General features: G+C 41.9%; 14 protein-coding genes. 11 read left to right on the forward strand and 3 right to left on the reverse strand.

All coding sequences use genetic code 11. From position 1 onward, the window contains the following. Positions 1 to 9: 9 nt before the first annotated feature. Complete coding sequence (locus tag RBB56_RS14520) at positions 10 to 993, reverse strand: aldose 1-epimerase family protein (RefSeq protein WP_306719680.1); 984 nt, start codon at positions 991 to 993, stop codon at positions 10 to 12. A gap of 297 nt (positions 994 to 1,290) precedes the next feature. Between RBB56_RS14520 and RBB56_RS14525 the strand changes: the two genes are divergently transcribed. Continuing rightward, the gene (locus RBB56_RS14525; RefSeq protein ID WP_306719681.1) at positions 1,291 to 2,130 is read left to right on the forward strand and encodes a MurR/RpiR family transcriptional regulator; all 840 of its coding nucleotides are present in this window, start codon (positions 1,291 to 1,293) and stop codon (positions 2,128 to 2,130) included. Between the two features lie 198 nt (positions 2,131 to 2,328). Here the strand turns inward: RBB56_RS14525 and RBB56_RS14530 are convergent, their stop codons facing one another. Beyond that, positions 2,329 to 2,748: a winged helix-turn-helix transcriptional regulator gene (locus tag RBB56_RS14530; protein WP_306719682.1), complete on the reverse strand. Its 420-nt coding sequence runs from the start codon at positions 2,746 to 2,748 to the stop codon at positions 2,329 to 2,331. 427 nt (positions 2,749 to 3,175) lie between these two features. Here RBB56_RS14530 and RBB56_RS14535 point away from each other — a divergent pair, with 427 nt between their 5' ends. From RBB56_RS14535 to RBB56_RS14580, 10 genes are all read left to right on the forward strand, one after another. Then, positions 3,176 to 5,293 (forward strand): NAD(P)/FAD-dependent oxidoreductase, encoded by a 2,118-nt coding sequence (locus RBB56_RS14535; RefSeq protein ID WP_306719683.1) that lies wholly within the window; start codon positions 3,176 to 3,178, stop codon positions 5,291 to 5,293. Positions 5,294 to 5,312: 19 nt separating this feature from the next. Beyond that, positions 5,313 to 6,269, forward strand: coding sequence for a polyprenyl synthetase family protein (locus tag RBB56_RS14540; protein ID WP_306719684.1), 957 nt, complete (start codon positions 5,313 to 5,315; stop codon positions 6,267 to 6,269). Positions 6,270 to 6,298: 29 nt separating this feature from the next. Then, entirely contained in the window at positions 6,299 to 7,195 is an 897-nt protein-coding gene (locus RBB56_RS14545; protein ID WP_306719685.1) for a UbiA family prenyltransferase, read from the forward strand. 78 nt (positions 7,196 to 7,273) lie between these two features. Then, positions 7,274 to 8,380, forward strand: a complete 1,107-nt coding sequence (locus RBB56_RS14550) for a hypothetical protein (RefSeq protein ID WP_306719686.1) — start codon at positions 7,274 to 7,276, stop codon at positions 8,378 to 8,380. Between the two features lie 85 nt (positions 8,381 to 8,465). Beyond that, entirely contained in the window at positions 8,466 to 9,530 is a 1,065-nt protein-coding gene (locus RBB56_RS14555; RefSeq protein ID WP_306719687.1) for an FAD:protein FMN transferase, read from the forward strand. Between the two features lie 13 nt (positions 9,531 to 9,543). Beyond that, the gene (locus tag RBB56_RS14560) at positions 9,544 to 9,912 is read left to right on the forward strand and encodes a NusG domain II-containing protein (protein WP_306719688.1); all 369 of its coding nucleotides are present in this window, start codon (positions 9,544 to 9,546) and stop codon (positions 9,910 to 9,912) included. A gap of 12 nt (positions 9,913 to 9,924) precedes the next feature. Beyond that, positions 9,925 to 10,428 carry a Gx transporter family protein gene (locus tag RBB56_RS14565; RefSeq protein WP_306719689.1) on the forward strand — a complete coding sequence of 168 codons (504 nt, stop codon included), beginning with the start codon at positions 9,925 to 9,927 and terminating at the stop codon, positions 10,426 to 10,428. A 210-nt stretch (positions 10,429 to 10,638) separates the two neighbouring features. Then, complete coding sequence (locus RBB56_RS14570) at positions 10,639 to 10,974, forward strand: NADPH-dependent FMN reductase (RefSeq protein ID WP_306719690.1); 336 nt, start codon at positions 10,639 to 10,641, stop codon at positions 10,972 to 10,974. 77 nt (positions 10,975 to 11,051) lie between these two features. After that, complete coding sequence (locus RBB56_RS14575; RefSeq protein ID WP_306719691.1) at positions 11,052 to 11,198, forward strand: hypothetical protein; 147 nt, start codon at positions 11,052 to 11,054, stop codon at positions 11,196 to 11,198. 42 nt (positions 11,199 to 11,240) lie between these two features. Next, positions 11,241 to 12,083 (forward strand): pirin family protein, encoded by an 843-nt coding sequence (locus tag RBB56_RS14580; RefSeq protein WP_306719692.1) that lies wholly within the window; start codon positions 11,241 to 11,243, stop codon positions 12,081 to 12,083. Position 12,084: 1 nt separating this feature from the next. Here RBB56_RS14580 and RBB56_RS14585 read toward each other — a convergent pair whose 3' ends face one another. Continuing rightward, positions 12,085 to 12,627, reverse strand: coding sequence for a rubrerythrin family protein (locus RBB56_RS14585; protein ID WP_306719693.1), 543 nt, complete (start codon positions 12,625 to 12,627; stop codon positions 12,085 to 12,087). Positions 12,628 to 12,730: the final 103 nt, after the last annotated feature.

The following is a 12,730-nucleotide window of genomic DNA, read 5'->3' on the forward strand; positions in this document are numbered from 1 at the left end:
CTTTCCCATTTATTTTGTCCGGAATAAACGGAGTTGTGCTCCGTAGGTTTTGGATTCTCCCGGTACGAGGTATTGGAGCATTCCTTTTTCCCGGATGCTGTTTCTGCCTTCCAATGTATTGGTGCACGGTTCGATTCCGAGGACATAATCATATTCACCCATCATTTTCCATTCGGTAAATTCCGGGAAGACATTAGTGTCAAAGGAAAGTTCCAGGCCCTTTCCGATAGATTCGTTGGTAAGGCATACCCTTGCAGAAGTATCATTGAACTTATGATAATAACATTGTTCTACGAAGTTTGGGGTAGGCGGCAGTATCTGATTCCATGTTTCGAGGTCTTCAGCGGCTCTGGCATCGCGGGGGATTACTTCGGCGGAATTGGATTCTAATTTGGAATTCTCATCCAGAAGCGGATATCCCACATTTAAATGATAAAGAAGCATAACGGCCTCGTCACAAGAGCCTTCGTTTTGTACGGTGTCCTCAATGGAAATAATATTATCGGTCAATCCCACGGTAATCGTACGGTTAAGAGTGAGTTTTGCACCGAATATAATATGATCGCGTATTGTAGCGTGGAGCGAAATGGCATCATCAGAAGTTATATAATAGACATGCTCTGCAGGAGTATTGCTTATAGTACCATGGAGGCCATGAAATTTGCCTTGGTCTTCATTGGGGATAGCGATATTCTGCAATCCACAGGTCGTAAGCATCCCGCAACTAAAAGATTTCAGGAATCCGAAGCCATCCCGGCCTTCCTGATAATACTGTGGACTTACATGTCCGGTGGGAGAGATATAGTTCATACGAACGCCATCGAAATAAAGATCTGCGATATCAAAGCACCGGTCTACCGATATGGTCATATCGATTCCCTTTCCGTTCCTCACCCGGAGAAAACGCATTCCATCTCCTTTTCCTCCAAGAAGTCTATACTCCTCCACGCCCGATAATTGAAGAGGATGTCCAATATACTTATTTACAGCCATAAAAAATCTCCTTTCGCATCATTCTTTTATTTATTGTAGTATTAAATAAGGGAAAAAACAAGAAAGAAAGCATCCTTTCAATAATGAAAAATAAGAGGTAGAAGAAAGAACTTGATTCAAAGGAATAAAGGTCGTACAAAGCGTATGAAATAAAATTTCACGTTATATTGACAGAACGATAAAACGAAGGTATGCTTTTGGCAAGATAAGGAAGTCAAGATAAGGAAGTAAAGTAGAAGGTATTTCATATAGGAAGAACATTATCCGTTGTTTCAGGCATTAAAGGGGGAAATAAGAATGTTAGACAGACCGGTATTAGAAGTGGTAAGAGAAAATTATGATAAGATTTTTTCTGCGGAAAGAAAGGTGGCGGATTATATTCTGGAAAATCCGCAGGAAACAGTCAATACAACTGTTTCTGAGCTGGCGAAGGTGAGCGGAGTCAGCGATGCTACAGTCGTAAGGATGTGTTCTCACTTGGGATATAAGGGATATTACCAGTTTCGCCTGCTTCTTGCCAAGGATGTCGGTAGAGAAAATAATAGAAATGATGTGCAGTTGGAAAAGGAAGGGAATGTGCTGAGGCGAATTTTCCGGGATTATAGTTCTACCATGTTAGCTATTGGAGAAAATATCGATGAGGCCGAGATGCAAAAAGGCGTAGATTTTATAAGTAATTGTGGATATGCGCATATCGTAGCGGTGGGAAATACAGTTCCCCTTGCTCTTTACATGGGCTTTCGCCTGGGACGGCTGGGTGTGAGATGCAGCCATGGAGTTGCGCCGGAGTATTTCTTGAATCAGGTTAACCTTGCGGAGAAAAATGATATTATTATAGCCGTTTCCCAATCGGGGAGATCCAGACAGGTGATACAAAGTGTGGAAATGGCAAAGGAAAAAGGGCTTAAGGTAATAGCCATTACCGATTACAGGCAGTCTCCTATCGCTCAACTGGCAGACTGTTCGCTGATTGCCAATGGGAAGAAGGAGACCTTTGATTTCTACAAGAATTATTCGCACTTAAGGGGAATGGCGGCCATCGATGCCTTGCTTGAATGCGTGACGAACCGGGAGAGAATACAGGAAATGAATGCGGATAAGCCGGAGATCATCTTGTCAGAGTATAAGGACGGATAAAAACATACCTCGGCCGCTTGCGGACAAGGTATATTATTTTAATAATATTATACTGCGCCGAGCAAAGCGAGTGTGCAAAAACATACCTCGGCCGCTTGCGGACAAGGTATAATATTTTAATAATATTATACTGCGCCGAGCAAAGCGAGTGTGCAAAAAACATACTGTGTCCGCTTGCGGACAAGGTATATATTGCCGTTAGTGATTGCAGATATCCGGATTATCCTCCGCTTTTTTTCGTTCGTTTAGTTCATCGCGGAATGTTTCTATATAGGAAGCGCCGAACTGATGCATTAATTCCAAGAGCGGAATGATTTTTTTTCCAATTTCTGTAATTTCGTATTCCACTTTGGGTGGGACTGTAGGATATACGTGTCTGGTAATCAGATGATCGGCTTCCAGACTTCTAAGCTGTTTCGTGAGCATTTTCTGTGTAACATCGGGCATACGTTTTAAAATCTCATTAAAACGGAGCACTTTATTACTTAGAAACCATAAAATCATGACCTTGCGCTTTCCCGAAAGCAGATTATAAGCTAAGACCATAGGACATAAATCGTCTTTCAGGCAAGTTTCCCTCATATAACAGTTTTCGTGTTTTTTTTCATTTGTTTCCATCGATTTATTCATGCCTTTCTACTTTTCAGATGTCGAAATATAATGTTGAAATATGCGGTATAATAAAAAATAAAAATTCAAAAGATAAAGACGTATAATCTTTAGTTAAATAACGGTATACTAAATGACACTAAGGGACTTTAAAGTACCTACTTGTGAATCAGGTCCTCATCTATTAATATATATAAGTAATGCCTTTTTTATGCGGTGTAGTGCAATTCTATGAAGGGTAATACTAAGAATTAAGATACCAATTCTGTACGATGTATTGCAATTCCGTGAGGTGCATTGCTATGCTAATTATACAGTGAAGTAAGATGTTTTGCAAATAATTTAATTGTTAAAAATTTGACAGTAAACTCACATGGATAATGAATAAAAAGGCATACCGGACGATGATTTACGGGAAACCCAAGGAGAAGAAGCGATGAAAAAAGTAGTGATTATAGGAGCGGGCTATGCCGGTATCCTCACAGCAAAAAAGATTGCTAAGAAAGTTAAAAAACAGGGAGATGTAGAGATTACAATTATCGACAGGAATCCCTTTCACACGATGCTTACGGAACTTCATGAAGTTGCGGCAGGCAGGGTGGATGAAGATAGCATTAAGATCAGCTTAAAGAAAGTATTCGCGGGCAGAAAAGTCAACGTGAAGTTGGATACCGTGAAGGAAGTAGATTTTGAAGCCAAGATTGTAAAAGGTGAAGGGGCTTCCTATGAATATGACTATCTTGTAATTGCAGCCGGTTCAAGACCAACTTTTTATGGTGTTCCCGGAGCAGAAGAATTAACATTCAAGCTTTGGTCTTATGAAGATGCGATTAAGCTAAAAGACCATATTTTAAATACATTCCGCAAGGCAGCTCAGGAAAGAGATGCCAAAGAACGTAAAAGGCTGCTCACTTTCTATGTGATTGGTGCAGGTTTTACCGGTGTGGAAATGGTTGGCGAGCTCGCGGAATATGTTCCTATTCTTTGTGAAAAATTTGAAATCGACAGAAGCGAAGTAACCTTAGTGAACGTGGACGGTTTAAGCAGACCGATTCCTAATCTTCCTGAGAAGTTATCAGCTAAAGTTGCTAAACGATTAAATAAAATGGGCGTAGAGCTTTGCATGGAAGCGAACGTGACCCGTGTCAGCGAAACGACAATTGAACTCACCTGCAAAGGAAAAAGCGAAACAAGAAGTGTAGGAACGGTAATCTGGGGTGCAGGAATCCAGAGTTGCGAAATCACGGCAGCGGCGGCGGATGCACTTGAGAAGCAAAGAGGCGGTCGTATTCCTGTAGATAAATATCTTCGTTCCACAAAGGATGAATCCGTATATGTAGTTGGTGATAATATGTATTATGTTCCGGAAGGAGAAGAAATGCCTGTTCCCCAGATGGTGGAGAATGCGGAGCAGAGTTCTCATACAGCGGCTCATAATATTGTGAATGCATTGACAGGAAAAGGTGAAATGGAAGAATATAAGCCGTCATTCCACGGAGTAATGGTATGCGTAGGCGGACGTTACGGTACGGCGCACGTAGGCCTTCCCGGACATTTCTTCAGCCTTCCTTCTTTCTTGGCGATGTTTGCGAAGCACTTTATCAACGTTATTTATTTTATACAAGTACTTGGATGGAATAAAGTATTCAGTTATATTAAGCATGAATTTTTTACAATCCGCGACTGCAGAAGCTTTGTGGGAGGACATTTTTCTAACAGAACACCTAGCTTTTTACTGGTTCCTCTTCGTTTCTGGCTCGGTGCGGTATGGTTATTCGAAGGTATTATGAAGATTATGGAAGGTTGGCTCAATGAGCCCAAGCTTCAGGGATTCTTCGGTGGAGCGAATGCTTGGTATCAAAGTATTATCAATCCGGGTGCAGCCGGGGATGCGGTGAGCGCAGCGACAGGAGCGGCAGCTGCAGCAGCAGATACAGTGAGCGCAGCCACAGGAGCAGCAACGGCTGCGGCAGATGTAGTAAGTGCGGCGACAGGCGCGGCAACGGCAGCGGCAGACGTAGTAAGTGCGGCAACAGGAGCAGCAGTGGCAGCAGCAGATGCGGTAAGCGCAGCCACAGGAGCAGCTACAGCAGCAGTTTCTTCCGGCACAGTAATCTTTAACTTTAATATTTTAGGACTTTTCAGAACTATTTTTGTAAGTGGAACAGATCTCGCCGCTTCCAAGCTTTCTGATTTAGCTTTTAAGTTGGATGTACCGCTTATGAATTGGTTCGTGGATACTTTTATCCTTCCTTCCGATGGAATACAGCTTGCGATGCAGATATTTATTGTAGTGGCAGAGATTCTTATTGGACTCGCATTGATGGGCGGTCTCTTTACAACTCCTGCAGCGGCTGTGTCGTTAATATTACAGTTTATGTTCGTATGTACGACAGGTTTATATCTTGGAACGTTCTGGATGGTATTTGCAGGTATCGCTGTTTTGATTGGTGCAGGAAGAACAATTGGTCTCGATTACTATGTGATGCCGGCGTTAAAGAAAGCATGGAAGAAGCTTCCGATTATTCGCAAATCATATCTGTACCATGACTAGAAAAGATAAGGGTGAAATAATGGAGAAATTAACATATGAAGAAGCTTATGAGCTTGTAAAAAAAGAGATTCATAAGGCTTTGACCAAATCACCCCGCATAATTAACGAATATTTAACTCATTTATCTGCCTCTCAGGGGAAAATGATTCGGGCAGTTTCCGTGCTGATCTCTGCAGGGGACGGTGAAGGGAAGATTAATCCCGGCGCCGTACAGGCTGCAGCGGCAATTGAAATCATTCATCTGGCGTCGCTCGTTCACGATGACGTTATCGACAACGCAGACTTAAGAAGAGGACAGGAGACGCTCCAGAAGAAATATGGAAAGCGTACTGCGGTTATTTGCGGGGACTACTTGCTTAGCCTGGCGCTTAAGATGGTATCTGCAATTCCTGAAGGAAAGAAATACTTGGATATGCGTCTGTCTGACTATATAAGCAGATTGTGCCTTGGGGAGTTACTGCAGCATATCAATAATAAGAATTTGGATTTAACAGTATTTGATTATATAAAAATTATATCGGGGAAGACGGCTGCTCTTTTCGAAGCCTCTTTCTTGGCCGGTGCTCTGTTAGGAGACTATTCTCCGGAAGAAGTGAAGAAATACAAAAAGATTGGGAATTACATCGGTTTGATTTTCCAGCTTCAGGATGATTGCCTCGATTTCGATAAGACCGTTGAGACAGCAAGGAAGCCTGTTCAGTCAGATTATGAGCAAGGAGTTATTACCCTTCCTTTAATCCATGCCTTAGAGAGATTGCCGGAATTCCGAAAGAAGGCATCTAATAACGCCATTGTCAGAGACGATATCAATCAAGCGGTGGAAGAAGCCGGCGGTCTGGGATATACGAGGCAAATAATAGATAGATATTATGAGAAGGCAGAACGTTATATCAACAAGCTTGACACAACCTGGGAAAAGCGTATGCGCATCGCTTCTATCGTGCGTATGGCAGCTGGGATAAAGGAAGAAGCATAAGGAAGGAAAAGACATTGTTTGGACGATTTTTGAGCTATGTAGAAATCAGAACAAAGATTACAAGTACCCTTACCTTTTTACTGACGATAGGATTTCTTCTATATCAGGGACAAAAGATGCAGTGGGGAAAGACCTTTTTATTCTTTGCGGGGATGTTCTGTTTTGATCTGACAACTACTGCTATTAATAATTACATCGACTCAAAGGGCAATGGGCAGGCGCTTAATTTCGGAAGAAAACAGTCGCTGATTATCATTTATGTATTGTTTGGTATTAGTGTGGCGTTCGGGCTTTCTCTCGCTTTTGTGACAGATTTGGTAATTCTTTTTATTGGAGGTCTTTGCTTTTTATGCGGAGTATTCTATACCTATGGCCCCTTGCCTATCTCGAGAATGCCTTTGGGAGAAATAATGTCCGGTCTATTCTACGGAGCGATGATTCCTTTTATCTTGATGTATATTAATTCTCCGGATGGTACCTTTTTGAGTTATGCCATCAGTGTAGAGACCGTATCGTTGTCTATACAGGTCATTCCGATGCTTAAACTGTTGCTTTTCTCCATGATTCCTTTTGCAGTAACGGCTAATATTATGTTAGCCAATAATACCTGTGATTTGGAGAAGGATATAGCGGTAAAAAGGCATACTTTGCCCTATTACATCGGAAAAAAGGCAGCACTTATCCTTTTTTCAGGTCTTTATTATATGACCTATTTGGCACTTGTTTTGTTAGTAATATGTAAGATATTCTCTCCGGTGGTTCTTATTTCTCTTATAACAATAATTCCGGTACAGAGAAATATTAATAAATTTTCAGAGAAACAGGAGAAGTCCACCACCTTTAGCGTTAGTATTAAGAACTTCGTACTTATTATGGGGGCGGATATTTTGACCATGTTTCTGGCAGTGATTCTTAATAGAATCTGAAACTATGTTATTCATTCGGTCAATTAAGGCCGGGTTGAAATAAAAAAGAGCCGCGAGACGGCACAAAAGGAGGAAAATATGAAAAAAGCAATAGCATTATTATTGTGCGCAACTTTAGTAGTTGGAACACTTACCGCTTGTGGCGGCGGAACAGCACAGCCGGAAGGAACTGAAACAACAGAAGCAGTAGAGGAAACAACAGAAGAAGCAGAAGTTGTTGAAGAAGAAGTAGAAACAGAGGAAACAGCAGAAGTAGCCGGAGACGCAGCAAAGACCGGTCTTGCAGTAATTACATCCATTGGAAAGTCAGCACCGGCTGGTGAAGAAGATGGATTGGCACAGGTAGATTCCACAGTTGCAGCGGTACTCGTTGGAGCAGACGGAACAATCCTTGACTGCAGCATTGATGCAGCTCAGACTAAGATTAATTTCTCAGCAGAAGGTAAGGTGGTAACAGATCTTGCTACTACATTTGCATCCAAGCAGGATCTCGGTGCTGACTATGGTATGGCAGTAGCTTCCGCTATCGGTAAAGAGTGGAATGAGCAGGCAAATGCTTTCGCTGAATATGTAATTGGTAAGACAATTGATGAAGTAAAAGGTATCGCACTGAGCGAAGGTGTACCTACGGATGCTGACTTAACATCATCTGTAACAGTTCATGTAACTGATTTTATCGCTGTAATTGAAAAAGCAGTAGCTAATGCAAAAGAATTAGGCGCAGGCAGCACAGATAAGCTTGGTCTTGCTGTAACAACAGAGATTTCCAAATCTAAAGATGCAGCTGCTGATGCAGAAGGTCTTGCACAGGCTTATTCCACATATGCAGCAGTAACAACCGATGCTGATGGAAAAGTTACAAGCAGCTATATCGATGCTTCTCAGGGTAATGTAAACTTCGATGCAACAGGAGCAATTACATCTGACTTAGCATCAGCACCAGCTACAAAGCAGGAGCTTGGTGAAGGTTATGGTATGAAAGCAGCTTCCACTATCGGTAAAGAATGGAATGAGCAGGCAGATGCTTTCTCCGCATATGTAGTTGGAAAGACTGCATCTGAAGTGAGCGGAATCGCTATTGATGATCAGGGCCTTGCAGCAGATGCTGATTTAATCAGTTCTGTAACTGTACATGTAGGACCTTTCGTTTCAATCGTTGAAAAGGCTGCAGCAAACGCAAAATAATATTAAGTAAGTATATATTTACGGGGGGTGCATTATTTTCAAGAAATAGTGCACCCTTTATTTTTTATAATTTAAGTTTTCAGAGGTGAATAATTTGAAAAGGAAAATAACAGCATTTCTTTTGGGAATAATGGCATTGTTAACAATGTCGGCTTGTTCCATAAATAGTGAAAAGCGGTATGAGGCGAGGTTTCTGGAGTTATTTGATACGGCTAGCATAATTGTCGGTTATGCCGGAAATGAAGAGGAGTTTGGCAGATATAGCCAGATGGCCTATGATGAGTTGGAGATATACAATAATCTTTTCGATATTTACAGCGATTATGAAGGTGTCAATAATATAAAGACAATTAACGATAATGCGGGGATTGCTCCGGTTGAGGTGGACAAGAAGATTATCGAGCTTCTTTTGTTTTCGAAAGATATGTATGACTTGACAGAAGGAAAAGTGAATGTGGCTTTCGGATCCGTTCTCTCCCTCTGGCATGATCATAGAAGTGATGGCCTAGATAATCCGGAAAGGGCAACGATTCCCGATTTCGAGGAGCTGAAAGAGAGAAATCAATATGTCGATATCGATGATATGATCATAGATACAGAAGCTTCTACTGTTTATTTGAAGGACCCCAATATGCGTCTGGATGTGGGGGCTATCGCCAAAGGATATGCGGTAGAACAGGTAGCACTTTTTATGGAAGAAGCGGGCTTTGTTGACGGGATGATCTCTGTTGGAGGGAATGTAAGAACTCTGGGGAGTAAACATGATGAAAACGGGAATAAAGTTCCATGGAGTGTAGGGATCCAAAATCCCGATTTATCCAGCGAAGAAAAGAATCTTTATATTTTGAATCTGAGCGAAAGCTCTCTTGTAACGAGCGGTGTCTATGAACGCTATTATGTGGTGGATGGAAAGCCATATCATCATATTATCGATCCTGTGACGCTCATGCCGGCAGAATACTTTGCATCCGTTTCTATTATATGTCGAGATTCCGGTGAGGCGGATGCTCTTTCAACAGCGGCATTCAATATGGGATATGAAGAAGGCTCCAAGTTGATAGAAGAACTTGATGGCGTGGAAGCATTGTGGGTATATGCGGATGGTACGATGGAATATAGCAGTGGATTTCAGGAATTGGTGAAAAAGTAAGAATGGTGGTAATATGTTAAAAAAGAATGATGTAATACTCGTCGGCGGATTATTAATTATCGCTTTGGCAGCTATGTTATTCGTTTTCCTTACGAAAGAGGAGGGCGGTAAAGTAGTAGTGACGGTAGACGGGGAAATATATGAAACGTTATCGTTAAATGAAGATATTACCTTATCTATTGGTGAGGAAGATGAGCGTTATAATGTCCTTGAAATTAAAGATGGGAAAGTGTCTATGGCAGAGGCGAACTGCCCGGATAAGCTTTGCGTGCGTCATGCTCCCATTCATTACAATCACGAATCTATCATATGTCTGCCCCACAAGGTAACGATAGCAATTCAAAATGGAGAAGAACAGGATATCGATATTATAGCGCAATAGTTAGGAGAACATATGAAAACTAGGAACGTGGCGATGTACGGGATGCTTATCGCACTCGCTTTTATTTTGAGTTATATAGAGAGTATTATACCGATACCGGTGCCGATACCGGGAATTAAAATAGGGCTCGCTAATCTTGTAGTAATTACAGCTTTATATACGATGGGGGCCAAACAGGCCTTTGTGCTGTCCATGATTCGAATTATTCTGGTAGGCTTCACATTCGGAAGTCCGTCTACTATGATGTTCAGTTTTGCCGGTGGAGTATTGAGCTGGTTATTAATGGTACTCGCAAAGAGATGGAAGGCTTTTTCCATGACGGGAGTGAGCATTCTCGGTGGAATGGGACATAATATAGGACAGATTATAGTAGCAATTATTATATTAAAGACGAGTGTACTTATTTACTACCTGCCATTTCTCATTATCTCCGGTCTTGTAACAGGCGCGGCAATTGGAATGGTAGGAGCACTTATTACTTCTAAAATTGAGAAAGTTAATGTTAGGAAAGTATAATATTTTAATAAATATTGCGCCGAGCAAAGCGAGTGTGCAAAAAACATACTGTGTCCGCTTGCGGACAAAGTATAATATTTTAACAGTTCAGACAGTTCAAACTTTGTGGATATTTTGTCTGAACTTTGCTATAATAAATATAATTTAGAATGAGAACTTCAATCTAGTTCTTATTTTAATTTACAATAAAAAGATTGGAGTGAATGGAAGATGAATAAACCTAAAATTGTAGCGATCGTTGGCTCGCTAAGAAAGAACTCTTATAATTTACAGTTAGCCAAGCTGACAAAAGAAATCATTGGTGAAAGAGCAGAATTAGAGATTTTGGATTATACGGATGTTCCTTATATGAACGAAGATATTGAATATCCCGCGCCGAAGTCTGTTGCACGAGTTCGTGAAGTTATAAAAGCGGCGGATGCTGTATGGTTTTTTACCCCGGAATATAATCATTCTTACCCAGGAGTATTGAAGAATCTTATCGATTGGCTTTCAAGACCTATAAGTGATACCGGCCTCAGGTGCTCGCTGGTAAACCTGCTATAATTAGCGGTGTTGGTCTGGGAATAACAGGAACTGCGATAGCACAGGATTATCTTGTGTCTCTCCTTAGTTTCATTAATATGAGAATGATGAACCAGCCCCGTTTGACCGTTCCTAATGCATGGCAGCTTGTGGATGAGGAAGGGAAGCTGGAATTGAAAGATGGAGAAGCCTTTTTGAAGGCTCAGGTAGATGCCTTTATGGTGTTCTTAGAAGAGAAAAGATAAGTACAGACGTTTCCACTCGAATACGAAAAGGAGGAAATAAAAATGGATAATGTGAGAGCTGTAAAGAAGATATCAAAAGGAATGCGTGCCACAGATGGAGCAGGGGTGCGTTTGGTTCGGGTGTTTGGTTATCATGATACGCAGGACTACGATCCATTTCTTATGTTCGATGCCTTCGACTCCGTGGATCCGGAAGATTACATTAAAGGATTCCCATGGCACCCTCATAGGGGAATTGAGACGATTACTTACCTGATAGAGGGAGAGATGGAGCATGGAGATAGCCTTGGCAATCGAGGTGTTATTAAAGATGGAGATTGTCAGTGGATGACGGCTGGTTCAGGAATCATCCATCAGGAGATGCCTAAGGCATCCAAGCGCATGTTGGGTGCTCAGCTCTGGTTGAATCTTCCGGCGAAGGATAAGATGACCCCTCCTAAGTATGGAGATATTAAGGCGGAGAGTGTTCCGGTGATAGAAGAAGAGAACAGTAAGATACACGTCATTGCAGGCGAGTATCTTGGAACTCAGGGTGCATTTGAAGGAAGTTATGTGAAAGCTACCTATCTGGATGTGGAAGTGAAGGCAGGAGGCCGCTGGCATTATGACAGCGAGGAAACTTCCACCTTATTTATCTATATAGTGGAGGGAGAAGGAAGGTTTTCGCCGGACAGTGAGGAAACTATCACAGAAAGACAAGCGGTCTTGTTCGGTGAAGGCCGAAGATTCTTTGTAGAAGCCAAAACAAATATTAGATTTTTCCTTTTATCGGGAAGTCCGCTAAAGGAGCCGATAGCATGGGGAGGCCCGATCGTTATGAACACAAAGGAAGAACTGGACCGGGCCTTTGCTGAGTTGGAAGAAGGTACCTTTATTAAGGGTTGATTTAGTAGGGACAACTATTGAGTGGTCTGTAAAAGCCTTGAGGAAAACCGCATACAGGGCAGATTTCCGGGGCACACAGGCCGGACATAATATTTCCGCATTCCATACAGATCCAGAAGGTTTCTTCGGGCTTGCAGAATACCTGATTTGTAATTACGTTGTCGTATTGTTGTTGGAACTGTGCGCCGTGGTAATAGTCGATATTGGCTATCCCCGCAAATAAAGCAGCGATATGTTCATAGCCTTCTTCTCTTGCCACTTCTACAAATTGCTGATACTCGTTTCCGGCAATGGCATTTTCGGCATTGGCAGATTGACTGAGATTCGTAGCTGTATCGGGCAGCACTCCTTCGTTAATCTGTCGAAGCCATATACGGGCATGCTCCAAGTCCTGACCGGCTACGGTCTGATAGAGCCTTGAGATGGCGATATAACCATCGACCTGAGCTATAGCTCCATATAGATTGAATCTGGCACTAAGCATCAGTTCATCTTCATATGCTTTTAATAGATTTCTATAAGTACGACTTTCCCTGAATTCCATGTGTCCTCCGCAGATTATTTCTCGCGATGTAATTATTCAGTACTTTCACAGTCACATCGCGTTTCATTACATCATATGCGCGTTTGTATAAAAATAGAAAGGC

Source organism: Kineothrix sp. MB12-C1, from assembly GCF_030863805.1.
In the GTDB taxonomy this organism is placed as follows: domain Bacteria; phylum Bacillota; class Clostridia; order Lachnospirales; family Lachnospiraceae; genus Kineothrix.

Bases quoted from the DNA above. Each gene is read 5' to 3' on its own strand.
- RBB56_RS14520 (WP_306719680.1), bottom strand. From the start codon at position 993: ATGGCTGTAAATAAGTATATTGGACATCCTCTTCAATTATCGGGCGTG.
- RBB56_RS14525 (WP_306719681.1), top strand. From the start codon at position 1,291: ATGTTAGACAGACCGGTATTAGAAGTGGTAAGAGAAAATTATGATAAG.
- RBB56_RS14530 (WP_306719682.1), bottom strand. From the start codon at position 2,748: ATGGAAACAAATGAAAAAAAACACGAAAACTGTTATATGAGGGAAACT.
- RBB56_RS14535 (WP_306719683.1), top strand. From the start codon at position 3,176: ATGAAAAAAGTAGTGATTATAGGAGCGGGCTATGCCGGTATCCTCACA.
- RBB56_RS14540 (WP_306719684.1), top strand. From the start codon at position 5,313: ATGGAGAAATTAACATATGAAGAAGCTTATGAGCTTGTAAAAAAAGAG.
- RBB56_RS14550 (WP_306719686.1), top strand. From the start codon at position 7,274: ATGAAAAAAGCAATAGCATTATTATTGTGCGCAACTTTAGTAGTTGGA.
- RBB56_RS14560 (WP_306719688.1), top strand. From the start codon at position 9,544: ATGTTAAAAAAGAATGATGTAATACTCGTCGGCGGATTATTAATTATC.
- RBB56_RS14565 (WP_306719689.1), top strand. From the start codon at position 9,925: ATGAAAACTAGGAACGTGGCGATGTACGGGATGCTTATCGCACTCGCT.
- RBB56_RS14570 (WP_306719690.1), top strand. From the start codon at position 10,639: ATGAATAAACCTAAAATTGTAGCGATCGTTGGCTCGCTAAGAAAGAAC.
- RBB56_RS14575 (WP_306719691.1), top strand. From the start codon at position 11,052: ATGAGAATGATGAACCAGCCCCGTTTGACCGTTCCTAATGCATGGCAG.
- RBB56_RS14580 (WP_306719692.1), top strand. From the start codon at position 11,241: ATGGATAATGTGAGAGCTGTAAAGAAGATATCAAAAGGAATGCGTGCC.
- RBB56_RS14585 (WP_306719693.1), bottom strand. From the start codon at position 12,627: ATGGAATTCAGGGAAAGTCGTACTTATAGAAATCTATTAAAAGCATAT.